We start from the raw sequence: 18,898 nt of genomic DNA, 5'->3' as shown, positions 1-18,898 counted from the left end.
GAGGTGCTGCGGTTCCTGTTCCACCGCCTGCTGCAGGCCGTGCCGGTGCTGGTCGGCGTGTCGGTCGCCGTCTTCCTGATGGTCCACCTCATCCCGGGCGACCCGGCCGAACTGGTGGCCGGCCAGATGGCCACCCGCGAGGACGTGGAGAACGTGCGCCACGCGCTCGGCCTCGATCGGCCCCTGCTGGAGCAGTACCTGCACTTCGCGGGCCGGGCGCTCACCGGCGACTTCGGCAACTCCTTCCGGACCGGCCGCCCGGTGAGCGAGGAGATCCTGGCGCGCTACGGCAACACGCTGCTGCTGGGGACGGTGGCGCTGCTCATCGCCGCCGTCGTCGGCGGCCTGGCGGGCATCCTGGCGGCGGTGAAGCGCTTCTCGTGGATCGACAACCTGGCGCTGGTGTTCTCCATCCTGGCGATCTCCACACCGGCCTTCTCGCTCGGCCTGCTGCTGATCCTGGTCTTCGCCGTCTGGAATGGGATGCTGCCGATGAGCGGCTTCGACTCCTGGCAGGCCATCATCCTGCCGGCGATCACGCTGTCGGCCGCCAGCGTCGCCGTCATCTGCCGCATCATGCGCAGCAGCCTGGTCGAAGTGCTGGACAAGCAGTACGTGCGCACCGCGCGGGCCAAGGGCCTGCGCGAGCACCTGGTGATCTGGCGCCACGGCGTGCGCAACGCCCTGATCCCGGTGGTCACCATCGCCGGCCTGCAACTGGGCTACCTGCTCGGCTCGGCGGTGGTCACCGAGACGGTGTTCGCCTGGCCGGGCCTGGGCCGGCTGCTGGTGCAGTCGATCCTGGCGCGCGACTTTCCGGTGGTGCAGGCATCGGTGCTGGTGGTGGCGGTCACCTTCATCGCGGTGAACATCGCCACCGACCTGCTGTACGCCGTGCTCGACCCGAGGATCTCGGCGCAATGAGCAGCCTGCCCGCACCTTCTGCCTCCGTGGCTGCCGAAAGCCCGTCGTCCCGCCGTGACGGCTGGCGCGCGCATTGGCGGCTGTTCCGGCGCTCCCGCATGGCGCTGCCCGGACTGCTGCTGTTCTCGGTGTTCGTGCTGGCCGGGTTGCTGGCGCCGGTGCTCGCGCCCTGGAGCCCGTACGACAACGACCTCGCCAACGTCATGGCGACCCCCTCGGCCGCGCATTGGTTCGGCACCGACGAACTGGGCCGCGACATCTTCACGCGCATCCTCTACGGCGCCCGCATTTCGTTGGTGGAAGGCGTGGTGTCGGTGGTGATCGCCGCGGCCATCGGTGTTCCGGTCGGCCTGCTGTCCGGGTATGCGGGCAAGCGGGTGGACGCCACGATCATGCGGCTGGTCGACGTCTTGATGGCGTTTCCGGGCGTGCTGCTGGCTATCGTGATCATCAGCATCCTCGGCCCCAGCCTGACCAACGCGATCCTGGCGGTTGCGATCTACACGGTGCCGATCTTCGCCCGCTTCGCCCGCGGCCAGACGCTGGCCGTGAAGGAAGAACCCTACATCGAGGCCTGCCGGGCCATGGGCATGAGCAACCTCCGTCTGCTGGCGCGCCATGTGTTCCCCAACATCGCCGCCACCGTGATGGCGCTGGCGACGCTGCGGGTGGGCATCAACATCCTCACCTGCGCGAGCCTCAGCTTCCTCGGCCTCGGCGCCCAGGCGCCGCTGCCCGAATGGGGGGCGATGCTGGCCAGCAGCCGGACCACGCTGCTGATCGCGCCGCACCTGGCGCTGTTCCCGGGGGTGGCGATCCTGTTGCTGGTGTTCGGCCTCAACCTGTTCCAGGATGGCCTGCAGGTCGTGCTGGACCCGAAATCGCGAGGGCGCTCATGAATTCACCACTTGCCGCGCCGCTGCTGGCCATCGAAGGCCTGCGCACGGTGTTTGCGACCGACGACGGCGAAGTGGCCGCGGTCGACGGCGTCGACATCACGGTGCAGCGGGGCCGGACCCTGGGCATCGTGGGCGAGAGCGGCTGCGGCAAGTCGATGCTGTCGCTGTCGGTCATGGGCCTCGTGCCGGCGCCGGGCCGCATCGCCTCGGGCCGCATCGTGTTCGACGGCGAAGACCTGGCGGGGCTTCCGGCCGAGCGCCTGCGGACACTGCGCGGCAAGCGCATCGCCATGGTGTTCCAGGAGCCGATGACCAGCCTGAACCCGGTCTACACGGTCGGCTTCCAGATCGTCGAGGCGATGCGGGTGCACGATCCCCGCACGCCCTACGGGGAACTGCGATCGCGCGCGATCGCCGCGCTCGAGCGCGTACGCATCGCGGCGCCGGCGCAGCGCTTCGATGCCTATCCGCACCAGCTCTCGGGCGGCATGCGCCAGCGCGTGATGATCGCGATGGCGCTCGCCTGCTCGCCCGACCTCCTGATCGCCGACGAGCCGACCACGGCGCTGGACGTGACCGTGCAGGCGCAGGTGCTGGATTTGCTGCGGGATATCCAGCGCGACACCGGCATGGCGATCGTCCTGATCACGCACGACCTCGGGGTCGTGGCGGGGATGGCCGACGAGGTGGCGGTGATGTACGCCGGCCGGGTCGTGGAGCGCGCGCCGGTTGCCGATATCTTCAACGACCCGCAGCATCCCTACACGCTGGGACTGCTGGGCAGCATGCCCCGCATCGAAGATGAGCGCGAGCGGCTGCTGGTCATCGAAGGCAGCCTGCCGCCGCCGGGACGGGTGCCGGCCGGCTGCCGCTTCCACCCGCGCTGCGTTTTCGGTACGCACGCCTGCACCCTTCAGGACCCGCCGCTGTTCTCCCTGGGGCCGCGGCATGGCGCAGCCTGCATCCATGCGCCGGTGGAGCGATTCAGCATGCAGCGCACGACAGAGGAGGCTGCATGAGCGCCGGGTCGGTGCAGGCGCCGGGCGAGAGCGGCACGCCGCTGCTCGCCGTCGAGGGCCTGAGCAAGCAGTTTGCGGCCCGTGGCTCCTTCGGCGCGGCGCGCGCGCCGGTGCGGGCGGTGGACGGCGTCAGCTTCACGGTGATGGCTGGCGAGACGCTGGCGCTGGTGGGCGAGAGCGGATCGGGCAAATCCACGACCGCGCGCCTGGTGCTGCGCCTGATCGAGCCGTCCGCGGGGAGGGTGCTGTTCGAAGGCAAGGACATCACCGCCGCGTCGCAGCGATCGCTGCGGCCCCTGCGCCAGCGCATGCAGATGGTGTTCCAGGATCCGTTCGCGTCGCTCGACCCGCGACTGACCGTGCGGCAGACGCTGGAAGAGCCATTGATCGTGCATGGCATGGGCAACGCCGCCGAACGCCGGGTTCGGGTCGACGAGATGCTGGCGCTGGTGGGCCTGGGCGCCCACTACGCCGAACGCCACACCCACGCATTCTCGGGCGGCCAGCGGCAGCGCATCGGCATCGCCCGCGCGCTGATGGTGCACCCGGACCTGGTGGTCTGCGACGAGCCGGTGTCGGCGCTGGACGTGTCGATCCAGGCGCAGGTCATCAACCTGCTCAAGGACCTGCAGGCGCGGCTGCGCCTGACCTATCTCTTCATTGCGCACGACCTGGCCGTGGTGAAGCACATGGCGGATCGCGTGGCCGTCATGTACCTGGGCCAACTGGTCGAGCTCGCGCCCAAGAACGCGTTGTTCGCCAATCCGCGGCATCCCTACACGCGCATGCTGCTGGACGCCATCCCGCGCCCACAGCCCGGCCAGCCCGTGCGCCACCAGCGCCTGCCGGAGGGCGAGTCGGCCGGCGCTGCCGGCGTGCAGGCGGGATGCCGTTTCCATCCGCGCTGCCCGTTCGCCCTCGAACGCTGTCGCGTGGAGGAGCCCGCCCTGGAGGCGGCCGGGCCCGGACGGGTAGCGGCCTGCCATCGCAAGGACGAGTTGCCCGACTGGGAGCCGCTGGCTGGCGAGGCGCAGGGCAGCCTCGCCGCGATGCGGCTGGCGCTGTATGCGGCGCGCAAGGCGGAGTCGATGGCATGAGCCTCCCTATCCTCGTCGAGCGCGACGGCTACATCGCCACCGTCGTCCTGAACCAGCCCGACAAGCTGAACGCGATGAGCAAGGCCATGTGGGCCGGCCTGGCGGAGGCGATGACTTTGCTGTCGGGCGACGCTGCCGTGCGTTGCATCGTCGTTCGCGGCGCCGGCGGGAAGGCCTTCTGTCCCGGCGCCGACATCGGCGAATTCGAGCATGAGCGCAGCAATGCCGTGCAGGCCGCCGACTACGGCCGCGTGATCCGCTCGGCGATCGATGCGATGTCGAACTGCCCGCAGCCGCTGGTGGCGCAGATCGACGGCGTGTGCGTCGGCGGCGGCTTGCTGATCGCGAGCCTGTGCGACATCCGCATCTGCGGCGAGGCCAGCCGCTTCGGCGTGCCGGTGCGCAATCTCGGGCTGGTGGAGGCCTACGCCGAGATGGCGCCGCTGGTGCGCCTGGCCGGCGCCGACGTCGCGCTCGAGATCCTGCTGGAAGGCCGCATTTTCGGCGCGGCCGAGGCGCGCGAGAAGCGGCTGGTGACCCGGGTGGTACCGGACTCGGACGTGGCCATGGCAGCGCGCGCCTCGGCCAGCCGCATCGCAGAGGGCGCGCCGCTGGTGGCGCGCTGGCACAAGAAGTTCGCGCGCCGCCTGCAGGACCCGCGGCCGATCGACGAAGCCGAGGAAGCCGAGTGCTACGCATGCTTCGACACCGAGGACTTCCGCATCGGCTGGGCCGCGTTCCAAGCCAAACGAAAGCCGCGGTTCATGGGGCGCTAGAGAAGACCCGCCGCAACCGGGCGAAAATCGGCGCCTTTTCCGATTCTCCAAGCTCTCGTGGCATCCAACGAACTCAAGGGCTTCATCCTCACTCGCCGCTGGCGAGACGCCCCGGCCGGCACCGAAATCGAGTATTGGCTGGCGACCGACGCCGGGCCGATGAAAGTGGTCCTGACCGCCCGCACCTCGGTCGCATTCGTCGAAAGCCGGCACCGGCCCGCGCTGGACGCGCAGCTCGCAGCCATGCCGGGCCTGCAGGTGCGCGAACTCGGGTTGAAGACCTTCGGGCAGGGACCCGTCGTCGGTGTCTATGCCAAGCACTTCCGCCAGCTCGGCCAGCTGGCACGGGCGCTCCAGGCGCAGAACATTCCACTGCTCGAAGCCGATGTGCGTCCGCACGACCGCTACCTGATGGAGCGATTCATCACCGCGGGCGTGCGGGTGGAAGGAGGGCGCAGGGACGGAGCCACCATCGTCGACTGCAGACTCGGGCCGGCGCCCGACTTCCGGCCGGTGCTGAAGGTGGTGTCGCTGGACATCGAGACCAGCCGGCACGAGGCGCTCTACTCCATCGCGCTGGACGCAACCGCAGACCGGGTCGTCTTCATGCTGGGCGAGCCGCCGCCCGAGCCGGCGCAGCCCGATGGCTTCTCGCTCGTCTATTGCCCGACCCGCAAGGACATGATCGAGCGCTTGAACGACTGGTTCGAGAGGAACGACCCCGACGTCATCATCGGCTGGAACGTCATCCAGTTCGATCTCCGCGTGCTTCAGAAGACAGCCGACGACTGCGGGGCGCAGCTGCTCCTGGGGCGCGAGCGCCGGCCCTTCGAGTGGCGCACCCATCCGGGCCGACAGGGCTATCTGTTCGCGCCGACACCCGGTCGCATCGTCATCGACGGCATCGACGCGCTCAAGGCCGCGGTGTGGAGCTTTCCGTCCTTCAGCCTCGAGACCGTCTCGCAAGCGATGCTGGGCGAGGGCAAGGCCATCGGGGACGCGTACGACAAGATGGCCGAGATCGAGCGCCGCTACCAGGAGGACAAGCCCGCGCTGGCCACCTACAACATCCGCGACTGCGAACTGGTGCTGCGCATCTTCGAGAAGGCGAAGCTGCTGCAGTTTGTGCTGGAACGGGCCCACACGACCGGCCTGCAGGCCGACAAGTTCGGGGGCTCCATCGCCGCGTTCAGCCATCACTATCTGCCGCGCATGCATCGCCTGGGCTACGTGGCGCCGGGCGTGGGCGAGATTCCGAGCAAGGCCTTCCCCGGCGGCTACGTGATGGACTCGAAGCCGGGGTTCTACGACTCCGTCGTGGTGCTGGACTACAAGAGCCTCTACCCCTCGATCATCCGGACCTTTCTCGTCGACCCGGTGGGCTTCATCGAGGGGTCGAACACCTCGGACCCGACGCGGGTCGTCCAGGGACCGGGAGGGACCGTCTTCTCGCGCGAGAAGCATTGCCTGCCGGAGATCGTGACCACGCTGTGGCGCGCCAGGGACGAGGCCAAGCGGGCCAGGAACGAGCCCTTGTCGCAGGCCCTGAAGCTGCTCATGAATTCCTTCGCCGGGGTGCTGGGTGCGGCCGAGTGCCGCTTCTTCAATCCCAAGCTCGTATCCGCCGTGACCTTGCGCGGGCACGAGATGATGAAGCTCACGCGCCAATTCGTGGAAGGCCGGGGCTACGAGGCCATCTACGGCGACACCGACTCCATCTTCATCTGGCTGCGGCGCACCCGCACCAACGAAGAGGCGCACGCCATCGCGGCCGACCTGGCGAGAGACATCAACGCCTGGTGGACGCGCACCCTCCGCGAGGAGCAGGGTCTGGAGAACTTCCTCGAGATCGAGTTCGACACGCACTACAAGAAGTTCTTCATGCCCACCATTCGCGGCTCGGACGTGGGCAGCAAGAAGCGCTATGCCGGCCTCAGCGCGGACGCCGGGGGCAAGGAGGAGATGGTCTACCGCGGCCTCGAGATGGCCCGCAGCGACTGGACCCCGCTGGCGCGCCAGTTCCAGGAGGGCCTGCTCTCGCGCATCTTCCACGGCGAGCCCCATCAGGCGTTCGTGGCCGGCTATGCACAGTCGATGCTGGCGGGCAGGATGGACGACCTGCTCGTCTACCGCAAGCGCCTGCGGCATCGCCTCGATGCCTACCAGGTCAACGTGCCGCCGCAGGTCCGCGCTGCCCGGATGGCCGACGAGCACAACGATCGGGTCGACCGCCCCAGGCAATACCAGGACGGCGGCTGGATCGAATACGTCATGACCCTGAACGGGCCGGAGCCCATGGAAGCGCGCCGCTCGCGCATCGACTACGAGCACTACCTGAGCAAGCAGCTGCAGCCGATCGGCGATGCCATCCTGCAGCCTATGGGGGAGAGCTTCGTGGGGTTGACGACATTGCAGCGAGGTCTGTTCTAGGCCTCCTCCGGCTCGACGCCGCCCTGCAGGTCATCCACCCGCTGCATGTTCTCGAGGATCCGCAGCAGGTAGTGCAGCGTGTGCGTGATGTCGTTGACCGAGAAATCGCCGATCACCTGCTCGTAGTAGTCGTGGATCTTCGGCAGCGCCTCCTGCTGCCACACCTGCAGGCCTGAAGGCGTCATGGAGACCAGCCGCGACCGGCGGTCTCGGCCGTCGGGCGCCATCCGCAGGCGGCCATCGCGCTCCATGCGGCTGAGCAGTCCCGACAGCGCCTGCCGGCTCACCTTGAGGTAGCGGGCCAGGTCGCCCACGCTCATCCCGTCGCCGGCCTCGGGCCGCGACAGCGCACCCAGTACCGCCCATTGCTGCGTCGTGAGGCCTTCGGCCTCGACGGCCTTGGTGCCTGTTTTATGCAACATGTTTGCACATTGGTACAGCCGGAAGAATACCCGGTTGGCCAGCGCCATGCGCGCCGGGTCCGCTGATTGATTAGGGATAACCATGATTCATCTCTGAAAGTTCGATTTGACAGGCGAGTCGATCTGCCCATAATACGTAAACATGTTGTCGTAATGGCGCGAAACCCCTCGAGACTGGCGCCCACGATAGCAAGCTTCGCAACCCATGGAGACCCAGATGCAGACATTCAATGAAAAGACCGTCGTGATCACCGGCGGCGGCGGCGGCATCGGCGGCGCGACCAGCCGCCGCTTTGGCCGCCAGGGCGCACGCGTCGCGGTGTTCGACCTGAACCCGGAGGCCGCCGAAAAGGTGGCTGCGCAGATCCGCGCCGAGGGCGGCCAGGCCGAGGCCTTTCGCTGCGACATCACCGACCGCGCGAGCGTCGACGCCGCGGTCGCCGCCACGCTCGAGCGCTTCGGCCCGATCGACGTGCTGGTCAACAACGCCGGCTGGGACGTGTTCAAGCCCTTCACCAAGACCGAGCCGGCGCAGTGGGACAAGCTGATCGCCATCAACCTGACCGGTGCCCTGCACATGCACCACGCGGTGCTGCCCGGCATGGCGGCGCGCAAGGCGGGACGGATCGTCAACATCGCCTCCGACGCGGCGCGGGTCGGCTCCTCCGGCGAAGCGGTGTACGCGGCCTGCAAAGGCGGCCTGGTGGCGTTCTCGAAGACCATCGCGCGCGAGCACGCCCGCCACGGCATCACGGTCAACGTGGTGTGCCCGGGCCCGACCGACACCGCGCTGTTCGCCGACTACAAGGAAGGCGCCGGCAATCCCGAGAAGCTGATGGAAGCCTTCACGCGCTCGATCCCGCTCGGCCGCATCGGCCAGCCGGACGACCTGCCGGGCGCCATCCTGTTCTTCGCCAGCGACGACGCGGCCTACGTCACGGGCCAGGTCCTGAGCGTCTCCGGCGGACTGACCATGAACGGCTGAGGCCGCTCCCCGACCCCCTCACTGAAAGAACACCATGGAATTCGAAGACATCCTCTACGAAGTGCGCAACGGCGTCGCCTGGATCACGATCAACCGGCCCGAGAAGATGAACGCCTTTCGCGGCCAGACCTGCGACGAGATCATCCGGGCGCTGAACCGCGCCGGCTACGACCGCGAGGTCGGTGCCATCGTGCTGGCCGGCGCCGGCGAAAAGGCCTTCTGCACCGGCGGCGACCAGTCGGCCCACAACGGCAACTACGACGGCCGCGGCACCATCGGCCTGCCGATGGAAGAGCTGCACACCGCCATCCGCGACGTGCCCAAGCCGGTGATCGCGCGGGTGCAGGGCTTCGCCATCGGCGGCGGCAACGTGCTGTGCACCATCTGCGACCTGACCATCTGCTCCGAGAAGGCGATCTTCGGCCAGGTCGGCCCGAAGATGGGTTCGGTCGATCCGGGCTATGGCACCGCCTTCCTCGCACGCGTGGTCGGCGAGAAGAAGGCGCGCGAGATCTGGTACCTCAACAAGCGCTACTCGGGCCAGGAGGCCGTGACCATGGGCCTGGCCAACATCTGCGTGCCGCCCGAGAAGCTCGACGAGACGGTGCAGGAGTGGGCCGAGACCATCTGCGAGCGCAGTCCGACGGCCATCGCCATCGCCAAGCGCAGCTTCAACGCCGACACCGCGCACCAGAGCGGCATCGCCGGCCTGGGCATGTACGCGCTCAAGCTGTACTACGACACCGAAGAGTCGCGCGAAGGCGTCAAGGCGCTCGGCGAGCGGCGCAAGCCCGAGTTCCGCAAGTACGCCAAGTAGGCCCCGCGCCACCCAAGGAGACACCATGAATCCCTACATCGACGAGGATCTGGCGGCGCTGGGCGAGCATGCGCGCCGCTTCGCCAGCGGACGGGTCGCGCCGGGCTTTCTGGAGCGCGACAAGACACGCGTGCTCGACCGCGCGCTGATGCGGGAGATGGGCGAGATGGGATTCATCGCGCCCGAGCTGCCCGAGGCCCACGGCGGCCAGGGCCTGGGCGCGCTGGCCGCCGGCGTGATCCACGAGGAGATCGCGCGGGCCGACCTGAGCCTGAGCTACGTCAACCTGCTGGCCTCGCTCAACGGGCAGATCCTGGCCCATCACGGCCGGCCGGAAGTCGTCGCGCCCTGGCTGGCGAAGCTGACGCGGGGCGAGGCGCTGTTCGCGATCGCTCTCACCGAGCCGCGCGGTGGTTCCGATGCCGCCAACCTGCGCCTGCGCATCGAACGGGTCGGCGACGACTACGTCGTCAATGGCGAGAAGACTTCGATCTCCGCCGCCGACCAGGCCGATGCGGCGGTGGTGTTCGGCCGCACCGGATCGATCGAATCGGCGGCCCATGGGGTCACGGCGCTGTTGGTGCCGATGGACCTGCCGGGCATCACCCGCAACCGCTTCGACTGCCACGGCCAGCGCGCGATCGGGCGCGGATCGCTCTTCTTCGAGAACGTCCGGGTGCCGGCCAGCCACCGCCTGGGCGACGAGAACAAGGGCTTCGTGCAGGTCATGCAGGGCTTCGACTTCTCGCGTGCGCTGATCGGCCTGCAGGTGCTGGCCGTCGCCCGCGTGGCGCTGGAAGAGACCTGGGAGTACGTCGCGCAGCGCGAAGCCTTCGGCAAGCCGTTGTCGGCCTTCCAGGGCGTATCGCATCCGCTGGCGGATTTCGACACCCAGGTCGAGGCGGCTCGCCTGCTGTGCCTGCAGACGCTGTGGCTGAAAGACAGGGGCGCACCGCACACCGCCGAAGCCGCGATGTGCAAGTGGTGGGCGCCCAAGCTCGCCTACGACGCGATCCACCAATGCCTGCTGATGTTCGGCCATGGCGGCTACGACCGCGGCGCGATGGAACAGCGCCTGCGCGACGTGCTGGGCTTCCAGATCGGCGACGGCACGGCCCAGATCATGAAAACCATCATCGCCCGCACGCGCGCCGGACGGGAAGCGGTGCCTTCCTGAGACCTTGCGGGACAGATCAAGAAACTGCGCAGCAGTTTTTGCTCTGTCCTCAACCGATCAGAAGCCTTGCGGGACAGATCAAGAAACTGCGCAGCAGTTTTTGCTCTGTCCTCAACTGACTAGGCCGAGACACTACAACAAGGAGACACAACATGGAATTCGACGCCGTACTCATCGCGCCGCGCCGCGCCCGGATGGTGGCCCAAGGCCTCTGGCACGACCGCACCATCAACGACGACCTCGACGCCTGCGTCGCGGCCTGCCCGGACAAGACCGCGCTCACCGCCTTGCGGGTGGAAGAGGGCGGCACCACCCGCTTCACCTACCGCGAGATGGCCCGGATGGCCGACCGCATCGCGGTGGGTCTGGCCCGGCTTGGCGTGGGCCGCAACGACGTGGTGGCCTGCCAGCTGCCCAACTGGTGGCAGTTCACGCTGACCTACCTGGCGTGCTCGCGCATCGGCGCCGTGATGAATCCGCTGATGCACATCTTCCGCGAGCGCGAGCTCTCGTTCATGCTCAAGCACGGCGAAGCCAAGGTCCTGATCGTGCCGCAGGTCTTCCGCGGCTTCGATTTCGAAAAGATGGTGGAGGGCTTGCGGGGCGACCTGCCCGACCTCGCGCAGGTCGTGGTGGTCGGCGGCAACGGCGGCAACAGCTTCGATGCCCTGCTCAGCGGCCCGGCCTGGGAGGACAGCGCCGACGCGCAGGCGATCCTCGCGCGCAGCCGCCCCGGCCCCGACGACGTGACCCAGCTGATCTACACCTCGGGCACCACCGGCGAGCCCAAGGGCGTGATGCACACGGCGAACACCACGATGGCCAACATCATTCCGTACGCGCAGCGCCTGCGCCTGGGGGCCGACGACGTGGTGCTGATGGCCTCGCCGATGGCGCACCAGACGGGCTTCATGTATGGGCTGATGATGCCGATCATGCTCAAGGCGAGCGTGGTTCTGCAGGACATCTGGGAGCCGGGCCAGGCGCTCGAGCTGATCCGCAGCGAGCGGGTCAGCTTCACCATGGCCTCGACGCCGTTCCTGACGGACGTGACCCGCGCCGTCGCGGAGCGCCGGCTGGCGGTGCCGACCTTGCGCACCTTCCTGTGCGCGGGCGCGCCGATTCCCGGCCCGCTGGTCGAGCAGGCCCGGGGCGTGCTGGGCACCAAGATCGTGTCGGCCTGGGGCATGAGCGAGAACGGCGCCGTCACCCTGATCGAACTCGACGACGAGGACGAGCGCGCCTTCAACACCGACGGCCACCCGCTGCCGGGCGTGGAGATCAAGGTAGCCGACGACGCCGGCCAGGCGCTGCCCGCGGGCGAGTCCGGCCGGTTGCTGGTGCGCGCATGTTCCAACTTCGGCGGCTACCTCCGGCGGCCGCACCTCAACGGCACCGACGCCGACGACTGGTTCGATACCGGCGACCTCGCCCGCGTCGATGCGCAGGGCTACATCCGCATCACCGGCCGCAGCAAGGACGTGATCATCCGCGGCGGAGTGAACATCCCGGTGGTCGAGATCGAGTCGCTGCTCTACCGGCACCCCGCCATCGCCATGGCCGCGATCGTGGCCTACCCGGACGAACGCCTGGGCGAGCGGGCCTGTGCGGTGGTGGTGGCGCGGCCGGGCCACAGCGTGGACCTGCCTTCGATCGTCGACTTCCTGAAGCGCGAGAAGGTGGCGGTCCAGTACATCCCCGAGCGCCTCATCGTGCGCGACGCCATGCCGTCCACGCCATCCGGAAAGATCCAGAAGTTCAAGCTGCGCGAACTGCTGCTCCGCACCACCACCGCCTAGGAAACAACATGCTCACCTCATCGTCCATTCGCCGCCGCCTGCTGCAGGCCCTGACGGTCGCCGCCCTCACGAGCATCGGCTGCGCCGCGATCGCGCAGACGGCTTCGGCCTGGCCCGCGAAGCCGGTTCGCGTCGTCGTCGGGTTCGCGCCCGGCGGCAGCACCGACGTCATGGCCCGGATCCTCTCGCAGTCGCTGTCCGAATCGCTGGGGCAGCCGGTCATCATCGACAACAAGCCGGGCGCGAGCGGCAACATCTCGGCGGCCGAAGTGATCCGCGCCGCGCCGGACGGCCACACCTTCCTGATCGCGCCGACGTCGGTTGAAACCGCCAATCCCTCGCTGTTCAAGTCGGCCATCGTGCCATCGCGCGACCTGGCGCCGGTGGCCAGCGTCGGACGCACCCAGATGTACCTGGTCGCCAAGCCGCAGATGGCCGCGAAGGACGCGCGCGACCTGGTCGCTCTGGCCAAGGCCAGGCCGGGCACGCTGTCCTACGCCTCGGCGGGTGCGGGCACGCCGCCGCACCTGGCCTGCGAACTGTTCAAGCAGGCCACCGGCACCGACGTCGCCCACGTGCCCTACCGCGGTGCGGCCCCGGCGTTGCAGGACGTGCTGTCGGGCCAGGCCGACTTCGTCTGCGACCCGGGGATCGCGTTCCCGCACATCCGCACCGGCAAGGTCAAGCTGCTGGGCATCGTCAGCGCCAAGCGCTCGCCCTTCTTTCCTGATGTGCCCACGGTGGGCGAGCAGGGATTCAAGGGCGCCGACCTCGACATCTGGTTCGGCATGTGGGCACCGGCCGGCACACCGCTCGAGATCGTGGCCCGCATGAATCGCGAAGTCGCCAAGGCGCTGGCGCAGCCGGCCGTCAAGTCGCGCTATGCCGACCTGGGCGCCGAACCGGTCGCGATGGAGACCGCCGATTTCCGCACCCTGCTGGCCGACGAGGGCGCCTTGTTGTCGGCGCTGATCAAACAGCAGAAGATCGTGGTGGATTGACACGGGACCGGCATGCACGAACAACCCATCCTCACGCAGGCCCACGGACGGGTCGGCCTCATCACGCTGGCCCGGCCGCGGCAGATGAATGCGCTCGACGACGCACTGATGGACGCGCTCGGCGCGGCGCTGCTCGGATTCGACGCCGACGCCGACATCGGCGCCATCGTGATCACCGGCAGCGCGAAGGCTTTCGCGGCCGGCGCGGACATCGCGGCGATGGCGGACTGGGGCTACATGGACGTCCACCAGGGCGAGTTCATCACGCGCAACTGGGAAACCATCCGCCGGGTGCGCAAGCCGGTGATCGCCGCGGTGGCGGGTGTCGCGATGGGCGGCGGTTGCGAGCTCGCACTGGCCTGCGACATCGTCATCGCCGCCGAGTCGGCGCGCTTCGCGCTGCCCGAGATCAAGCTGGCCATGATGCCCGGCGCGGGTGGCACCCAGCGGCTGCCGCGCGCCATCGGCAAGGCCAAGGCCATGGACATGTGCTTGTCGGCCCGCACGCTGGATGCCGCCGAGGCCGACCGCTGCGGGCTGGTTTCGCGGGTCGTGAGCGATGAGCGCCTGCTGCCCGAGGCGATGGAACTCGCGGCGCGCATCGCCGGCTTTTCGCTGCCGGCGCTGATGGCGATCAAGGAGTCGGTGAACCGGGCCTGGGAGGCTTCGTTGACCGAAGGCATCCTGTTCGAGCGCCGGCAGCTCCATGCGCGCTTTGCCAGCGAGGATGCGCACGAAGGCATGAACGCCTTTCTCGAGAAGCGCCAGCCGGTGTTCCGGCACGGCTGATCTATTTCCCACGAGGAGCACCGCATGCAGGCAGTCTTCATCACGGGCCACGGCGGCAACGAGGTCGTCGCCGTCGGCGAGCGGCCGAGGCCGGTGCGCGGCCCGGGCGAGGTGCTGGTGCGCCTCCAGGCGGCCACGCTCAACCAGGTCGATCTCTACATGCGCGACAGCGGCGCGGGCATCACGCATCGGCTGCCCCAGATCATGGGACTCGACGGCGCCGGGACCGTCGAGGAGGTGGACGCCGACGAGCCTCTTCTGGCGCCCGGCCAGCAGGTCGTGCTGCACCCGGGCATCGCCTGTGGCCGTTGCGAGTTCTGCCAGCGCGGCCAAGGTGTGCTTTGCACCGCGATCCAGTACCTGGGAGAGCATCGCGACGGCACCTTGGCCGAATACGTCAGCGTGCCGGCCCGCAACGTGTTCCCGATGCCTGCGCACCTGAGCCATGCCGAGGCCGCGGCGCTGGGGGTCAACCACCTCACGGCCTGGCGGATGCTCTTCACCAAGGCGCAGATCAAGCCCTGGGAGACGGTGCTGATCTTCGGCGTCGGCGGCGGCGTCTCGCTGGCGGCCCTGCAGCTGGCCCGGCTGGCCGGCGCCAGGGTCATCGTCACGTCGCGCACCGACGCCAAGCTGCAGCGCGCCCTGCAGCTGGGCGCCGACCATGCGATCGACAGCTCGACCCGCGAGGTGGCGAAGGAGGTGATGGCGCTCACCGACGGCCGCGGCGTCGATGTCGTGATCGAGAACGTGGGCGCCGCGGTCTGGTCGAGCGCCATGAAGTCGCTGGTGCGCGGTGGCCGGCTCGTGACCTGCGGCGCCACCAGCGGCGACCAGCCGCCGGCGGACCTGCGCCGCATCTTCATCCGCCAACTCCAGATCCTGGGCTCGACGCTGGGCGACCTGGACGAGTTCGCGGCCTTGCTGTCGCTGGTCCGGCGCACCGGCCTGCGTCCCGTGATCGATGCGGCGTTCCCGATGGCCGAGGCCCACGCGGCACTCGACCGCCTCGGCGCCGCCGACCGTTTCGGCAAGGTGGCCATCACGATCGCCGACGGCGCGCGCTGATCGCTCCGCGAAGGGGCCCATCGCCAGATGGCATGCGCGCCATAGGGCATGCGGCGGGACAATGAATGCGACTCCCGCCGCCATCCATGTCCGATATTTCCGCCGCCAGCTCCCCTCGCACCCTTGCCGACCCGGCCGCCCAACACTGGCGGCGCAACCTCGTCGTCTGCATGTTCGGCTCGTTCACCACCATCGTGGCGATGACGCTGCTGCTGCCCTTCCTGCCGCTCTACGTCGAACAGCTCGGCGTGCGCGATTCCGCGGCCATCGTCCGCTGGTCGGGCGTGGCCTACGGCGCGACCTTCTTCAGCGCCGCGCTGGTGGCGCCGTTGTGGGGCCGGCTGGCCGACCGCTACGGCCGCAAGCTGATGCTGATCCGCGCCAGCCTGGGCATGGCCGTCGCGATGGCGCTGATCGGCCTGGCGCAGGACGTCTGGCAGCTGGTCGGCCTCCGCCTCCTCGCCGGCCTGCTGGGCGGCTATGCCTCGGGCTCGACCGTGCTGATCGCGACCCAGACCCCGAAGGAGCGCTCGGGCTGGGCTCTCGGCACCCTGTCGTCCGCGGTCATGGCCGGCAGCCTGGTCGGCCCGCTGATCGGTGGCGTCCTGCCACCGCTGATCGGCATCCGCTGGACCTTTTTCGGCGCTGGCGCAGTGATCTTCGTCGCCTTCCTGGCCACGCTGTTCCTGATTCGGGAGGAGCGCCGTCCGGCGCGCGCCAAGGCCGACGCGAAGCCGGCCGGCGGCTGGTCCGCGGTGCCCGACAAGCGGCCGGTCACGGCGATGCTCTTGACCGGGATGCTGCTGATGCTGGCCAACATGTCGATCGAGCCGATCATCACGGTCTACGTCGCGCAGCTGGTGGCCGAGCCCGCGCGCGTCACGGTGATGGCCGGCTTCGTGATGTCGGCGGCCGCGCTGGGCAGCATCCTGTCGGCCTCCCGGCTCGGCAAGCTGGCCGATCGGGTCGGCCACTGGAACGTGATCATCGGCTGCCTCGCGATCTCGGCCGTGCTGCTGGTGCCGCAGGCCTTCGTCACCTCGGGCTGGCAATTGGTCGGGCTGCGCTTCCTGATGGGGCTGTCGCTCGGCGGGCTGCTGCCGTGCATCGCCAGCGTGATCCGGCACAGCGTGCCCGAAGGCACCGCAGGCAGCATGCTGGGCTATTCGATTTCCGCGCAGTACACCGGTCAGGTCGCGGGGCCGCTGCTGGGCGGCTTCGTCGGCGGCCATTTCGGGATGCCGACCGTGTTCCTCGCCACCTGCGTGCTGATGGCCTTCGGCGCGCTGTGGAATTGGCGCGCAAAGCGGGCCTGCGACTGATGCCGACTGTTCGTTTGTATTTCTGGCCGCCCGCGGCTCAAAATGGGCGTTCTTCCGCAGTCCGAGGATCAGTCCCATGTCCACTCCCAAAGTCCCTTCCGAGGACGACCCCGGGCAGCTGCCCGTTGAGCCTGAATTCCCCACCGACGCCGACCCGACGAACCCCCATTCGGACGAGGGCCAGCCCGGCGCCGACGAGAACGCCGCCGGTTTCGTGAAGGAGAAGCTCTAGGGAGGCCGCCTGATGCCGCCGCCGGTCGACCCCTGGTTGTCGGGCTCGATCGCGCTGGACGTGGCGCTGGCCGCGCGTGCGCCGGCCGCGTCGATCGCCGACCGGCAGGCGGCGCGCCTGGGCCGACTGCTCGCTTCGGCCCGCCTGCACTCGCCGACCTACCGGCGCCTGCTCGACGGCCGCGCACAGGACCCGCTGCAGCTGGAGGACCTGCCGGTCGCGCAAAAGGCCGCGCTCATGGGCGACTTCGACGGCTGGGTCGCCGATCCCTGCCTGCGGCTGGACGCCCTGCGCCGCTTCGTGGCCGACCGCCGGCGCATCGCCGAGCCCTTCCTTGGCCGCTATGCGGTGTGGGAGAGTTCGGGCAGCAGCGGGGAGCCCGCCATCTTCGTGCAGGACGCGGCCGCGATGGCGGTCTACGACGCACTGGAGGCGCTGCGGCGGCCCGTGCTGCGGCCGTTGCAGCGGTGGCTGGACCCGTGGGGGCTCGCCGAGCGCATCGCCTTCGTCGGTGCGACCAGCGGCCACTTCGCCAGCACCGTGTCGATCGAGCGGCTGCGGCGCCTCAATCCGGCACTGGCGCAGCGCCTGCACGGGATCTCGTTCCTGCAGCCGGTCGCGCGCCTGGTCGACGAACTGAACGCGCTGGCGCCGACCGTGATCGCCACCTATCCCAGCGCGGCGGTGCTGCTGGCCGAAGAGCGCATCGCCGGGCGGCTGCGGGCGTCGCCGGCCGAGATCTGGACCGGCGGCGAAGACCTGTCGCCTGCCGAGCGCGACTTCGTGCAGCAGGCCTTCGGCTGCCCGGTGACCAACAGTTACGGCGCGTCGGAATTCCTCTCGCTGGCCTTCGAATGCAGCCAGGGCCGGATGCACCTCAACAGCGACTGGGCGATCCTGGAGCCCGTGGACACGCAGGGCCGCGCCGTGGCGCCCGGCGAACTGCCCGCGACCACGCTGCTCACCAATCTGGCGAACCACGTGCAGCCGCTGATCCGCTACGACCTGGGCGACCGCGTGACCGTGTGCCCGGGCGGGTGTCCTTGCGGCTCCTGCCTGCCCGTGATCCAGGTCCAGGGCCGCTGCGAAGACACGTTGCACCTGGGCGCCGCCCGCTCGGGCCCGGTCAGCGTGCTGCCGCTGGCGCTCAGCACCATGCTGGAGGAGGGCGCCGGCCTGTTCGATTTCCAGCTGGTGCAGTTGGGCCCCTGCGAATTGCTGTTGCGCACCGGGCTGTGCGGCACGGCGGCCGGCCCGGCGCTGCGGCGGGCGCGGCAAGTGCTGGGCGAGTTTCTTGAATCCCAGGGTGCCCCGGGGGTGCGGATCCATTGCCGCAGCGGCGAACCCGGCCGCGCCGGCCGCAGCGGCAAGGTGGCGCGCGTGGTGGCACCGGCGCCCTGATTCCGGACCGCAGGCCGGGGGTTTCCCGGTCCGGAGACAATCGCAACCTGAAGATGCCGCCGCGCGGGTGGCGTCACTTCGGGGGTGATGGTGACCTGGTCGAACTGGCTCGTCTTCTGCGGTGTTTCGTTGTTCATGGCCTTCACGCCGGGTCCGGCCGTGCTGCTGGCCGTCTCCAACTCGGTGTCCGTCGGGCCTCGCCGCGCCATGTGGGGTTCGCTCGGCAATGCGGTCGGCGTGTTCCTGGTGTCCGCCGTCGCGATGGCCGGCCTGGGCGTGCTGCTGAGCAGTTCCGCCACGGCCTTCATGGTGCTCAAGCTGGCCGGTGCGGCCTACCTCGTCTACCTCGGCATCCGGCAGTGGCGCAGCGGCGCCAACGCTTTCGCCGATACCCGCCGGCCGGACGAAGCCGCCTTGCCGCCCGCCACCCTTCGGCTGTTCGGGCATGGCCTCACGGTGGCCGTGACCAATCCCAAGAGCATCCTGTTCTTCTCGGCCCTGTTCCCCCAGTTCCTGACCCCGGGCGCGCCGGTGGCGGAGCAGTTCTTCGTGCTGACTGCGACCTTCGCCGTCTTCACCGTGCTGTCGCATGCCTTCTACGTGCTGCTGGCGCGCGGCATGAAGCACAGCTTCTCCGACCTGCGCCGGGTGCGGCTGTTCAACCGCATCGCGGGGGCGGCCTTCGTGCTGCTCGGGCTCGGGCTGCTGCGGCTGCGCAGCAGGGTTTACTGAGACCTTGC

Annotated in this window: 18 protein-coding genes; 17 read left to right on the top strand and 1 reads right to left on the bottom strand. The window is 69.2% G+C overall.

Annotation, left to right across the window (positions count from 1 at the left end; all coding sequences use genetic code 11):
• Nucleotides 1-3: 3 nt before the first annotated feature.
• From QTI17_RS23665 to QTI17_RS23640, 6 genes are read left to right on the top strand one after another with little or no spacing between them, the layout of a single operon-like run.
• Complete coding sequence (locus QTI17_RS23665; protein ID WP_286536056.1) at nucleotides 4-924, top strand: ABC transporter permease; 921 nt, start codon at nucleotides 4-6, stop codon at nucleotides 922-924.
• Nucleotides 921-1,823, top strand: coding sequence for an ABC transporter permease (locus QTI17_RS23660; RefSeq protein WP_286536054.1), 903 nt, complete (start codon nucleotides 921-923; stop codon nucleotides 1,821-1,823). Before QTI17_RS23665 ends, QTI17_RS23660 begins: the two co-directional genes overlap by 4 nt.
• On the top strand, nucleotides 1,820-2,842 hold the full coding sequence (locus QTI17_RS23655) for an ABC transporter ATP-binding protein (RefSeq protein ID WP_286536052.1): 1,023 nt from the start codon (nucleotides 1,820-1,822) through the stop codon (nucleotides 2,840-2,842). Before QTI17_RS23660 ends, QTI17_RS23655 begins: the two co-directional genes overlap by 4 nt.
• Complete coding sequence (locus tag QTI17_RS23650; protein WP_286536050.1) at nucleotides 2,839-3,939, top strand: ABC transporter ATP-binding protein; 1,101 nt, start codon at nucleotides 2,839-2,841, stop codon at nucleotides 3,937-3,939. Before QTI17_RS23655 ends, QTI17_RS23650 begins: the two co-directional genes overlap by 4 nt.
• A complete protein-coding gene (locus tag QTI17_RS23645; protein ID WP_286536049.1) occupies nucleotides 3,936-4,715 on the top strand; it encodes an enoyl-CoA hydratase-related protein in 780 nt (259 codons plus the stop codon). Before QTI17_RS23650 ends, QTI17_RS23645 begins: the two co-directional genes overlap by 4 nt.
• Before the next feature lie 57 nt (nucleotides 4,716-4,772).
• On the top strand, nucleotides 4,773-7,145 hold the full coding sequence (locus tag QTI17_RS23640; protein WP_286536047.1) for a DNA polymerase II: 2,373 nt from the start codon (nucleotides 4,773-4,775) through the stop codon (nucleotides 7,143-7,145).
• Here the strand turns inward: QTI17_RS23640 and QTI17_RS23635 are convergent.
• On the bottom strand, nucleotides 7,142-7,651 hold the full coding sequence (locus tag QTI17_RS23635; RefSeq protein WP_286536046.1) for a MarR family winged helix-turn-helix transcriptional regulator: 510 nt from the start codon (nucleotides 7,649-7,651) through the stop codon (nucleotides 7,142-7,144). The two genes, QTI17_RS23640 and QTI17_RS23635, sit on opposite strands and share 4 nt — an antisense overlap.
• Nucleotides 7,652-7,784: 133 nt before the next feature.
• Between QTI17_RS23635 and badH the strand changes: the two genes are divergently transcribed.
• The 11 genes from badH (at nucleotide 7,785) to QTI17_RS23580 (ending at nucleotide 18,890) form a co-directional block, all read left to right on the top strand.
• On the top strand, nucleotides 7,785-8,552 hold the full coding sequence (gene badH, locus QTI17_RS23630; RefSeq protein WP_286536045.1) for a 2-hydroxycyclohexanecarboxyl-CoA dehydrogenase: 768 nt from the start codon (nucleotides 7,785-7,787) through the stop codon (nucleotides 8,550-8,552).
• A gap of 34 nt (nucleotides 8,553-8,586) precedes the next feature.
• Nucleotides 8,587-9,369 (top strand): 2-ketocyclohexanecarboxyl-CoA hydrolase, encoded by a 783-nt coding sequence (badI, locus tag QTI17_RS23625; protein ID WP_286536044.1) that lies wholly within the window; start codon nucleotides 8,587-8,589, stop codon nucleotides 9,367-9,369.
• A gap of 25 nt (nucleotides 9,370-9,394) precedes the next feature.
• A complete protein-coding gene (gene aliB / locus QTI17_RS23620; RefSeq protein ID WP_286536043.1) occupies nucleotides 9,395-10,546 on the top strand; it encodes a cyclohexanecarboxyl-CoA dehydrogenase in 1,152 nt (383 codons plus the stop codon).
• 152 nt (nucleotides 10,547-10,698) lie between these two features.
• Nucleotides 10,699-12,345: a cyclohexanecarboxylate-CoA ligase gene (aliA, locus tag QTI17_RS23615; protein ID WP_286536042.1), complete on the top strand. Its 1,647-nt coding sequence runs from the start codon at nucleotides 10,699-10,701 to the stop codon at nucleotides 12,343-12,345.
• Nucleotides 12,346-12,353: 8 nt separating this feature from the next.
• Nucleotides 12,354-13,346 (top strand): Bug family tripartite tricarboxylate transporter substrate binding protein, encoded by a 993-nt coding sequence (locus QTI17_RS23610; protein ID WP_286536041.1) that lies wholly within the window; start codon nucleotides 12,354-12,356, stop codon nucleotides 13,344-13,346.
• 12 nt (nucleotides 13,347-13,358) lie between these two features.
• The gene (locus QTI17_RS23605) at nucleotides 13,359-14,135 is read left to right on the top strand and encodes an enoyl-CoA hydratase (protein ID WP_286519209.1); all 777 of its coding nucleotides are present in this window, start codon (nucleotides 13,359-13,361) and stop codon (nucleotides 14,133-14,135) included.
• A gap of 24 nt (nucleotides 14,136-14,159) precedes the next feature.
• Nucleotides 14,160-15,203, top strand: coding sequence for a zinc-binding dehydrogenase (locus QTI17_RS23600; RefSeq protein ID WP_286536040.1), 1,044 nt, complete (start codon nucleotides 14,160-14,162; stop codon nucleotides 15,201-15,203).
• Between the two features lie 86 nt (nucleotides 15,204-15,289).
• A complete protein-coding gene (locus tag QTI17_RS23595; RefSeq protein ID WP_286536039.1) occupies nucleotides 15,290-16,525 on the top strand; it encodes an MFS transporter in 1,236 nt (411 codons plus the stop codon).
• Between the two features lie 76 nt (nucleotides 16,526-16,601).
• Nucleotides 16,602-16,757 (top strand): hypothetical protein, encoded by a 156-nt coding sequence (locus QTI17_RS23590; RefSeq protein WP_286507973.1) that lies wholly within the window; start codon nucleotides 16,602-16,604, stop codon nucleotides 16,755-16,757.
• 12 nt (nucleotides 16,758-16,769) lie between these two features.
• Nucleotides 16,770-18,158: a phenylacetate--CoA ligase family protein gene (locus QTI17_RS23585; RefSeq protein ID WP_286536038.1), complete on the top strand. Its 1,389-nt coding sequence runs from the start codon at nucleotides 16,770-16,772 to the stop codon at nucleotides 18,156-18,158.
• Between the two features lie 90 nt (nucleotides 18,159-18,248).
• On the top strand, nucleotides 18,249-18,890 hold the full coding sequence (locus QTI17_RS23580) for a LysE family translocator (RefSeq protein ID WP_286536037.1): 642 nt from the start codon (nucleotides 18,249-18,251) through the stop codon (nucleotides 18,888-18,890).
• The last annotated feature ends 8 nt before the right edge of the window (nucleotides 18,891-18,898 follow it).

This window comes from Variovorax sp. J31P179 (assembly GCF_030316985.1).
Classification (GTDB): Bacteria; Pseudomonadota; Gammaproteobacteria; order Burkholderiales; family Burkholderiaceae_C; genus Variovorax; species Variovorax ginsengisoli_B.
Note: the sequence above shows the minus strand (reverse complement) of the source record. Positions and strands in the feature narration are given on the sequence as shown.

Coding starts and splice junctions, on each gene's coding strand:
- QTI17_RS23660 (WP_286536054.1), top strand. CDS start 921: ATGAGCAGCCTGCCCGCACCTTCTGCCTCCGTGGCTGCCGAAAGCCCG.
- QTI17_RS23655 (WP_286536052.1), top strand. CDS start 1,820: ATGAATTCACCACTTGCCGCGCCGCTGCTGGCCATCGAAGGCCTGCGC.
- QTI17_RS23650 (WP_286536050.1), top strand. CDS start 2,839: ATGAGCGCCGGGTCGGTGCAGGCGCCGGGCGAGAGCGGCACGCCGCTG.
- QTI17_RS23645 (WP_286536049.1), top strand. CDS start 3,936: ATGAGCCTCCCTATCCTCGTCGAGCGCGACGGCTACATCGCCACCGTC.
- QTI17_RS23635 (WP_286536046.1), bottom strand. CDS start 7,651: ATGGTTATCCCTAATCAATCAGCGGACCCGGCGCGCATGGCGCTGGCC.
- badH (WP_286536045.1), top strand. CDS start 7,785: ATGCAGACATTCAATGAAAAGACCGTCGTGATCACCGGCGGCGGCGGC.
- badI (WP_286536044.1), top strand. CDS start 8,587: ATGGAATTCGAAGACATCCTCTACGAAGTGCGCAACGGCGTCGCCTGG.
- aliB (WP_286536043.1), top strand. CDS start 9,395: ATGAATCCCTACATCGACGAGGATCTGGCGGCGCTGGGCGAGCATGCG.
- aliA (WP_286536042.1), top strand. CDS start 10,699: ATGGAATTCGACGCCGTACTCATCGCGCCGCGCCGCGCCCGGATGGTG.
- QTI17_RS23610 (WP_286536041.1), top strand. CDS start 12,354: ATGCTCACCTCATCGTCCATTCGCCGCCGCCTGCTGCAGGCCCTGACG.
- QTI17_RS23605 (WP_286519209.1), top strand. CDS start 13,359: ATGCACGAACAACCCATCCTCACGCAGGCCCACGGACGGGTCGGCCTC.
- QTI17_RS23600 (WP_286536040.1), top strand. CDS start 14,160: ATGCAGGCAGTCTTCATCACGGGCCACGGCGGCAACGAGGTCGTCGCC.
- QTI17_RS23595 (WP_286536039.1), top strand. CDS start 15,290: ATGTCCGATATTTCCGCCGCCAGCTCCCCTCGCACCCTTGCCGACCCG.
- QTI17_RS23590 (WP_286507973.1), top strand. CDS start 16,602: ATGTCCACTCCCAAAGTCCCTTCCGAGGACGACCCCGGGCAGCTGCCC.
- QTI17_RS23585 (WP_286536038.1), top strand. CDS start 16,770: ATGCCGCCGCCGGTCGACCCCTGGTTGTCGGGCTCGATCGCGCTGGAC.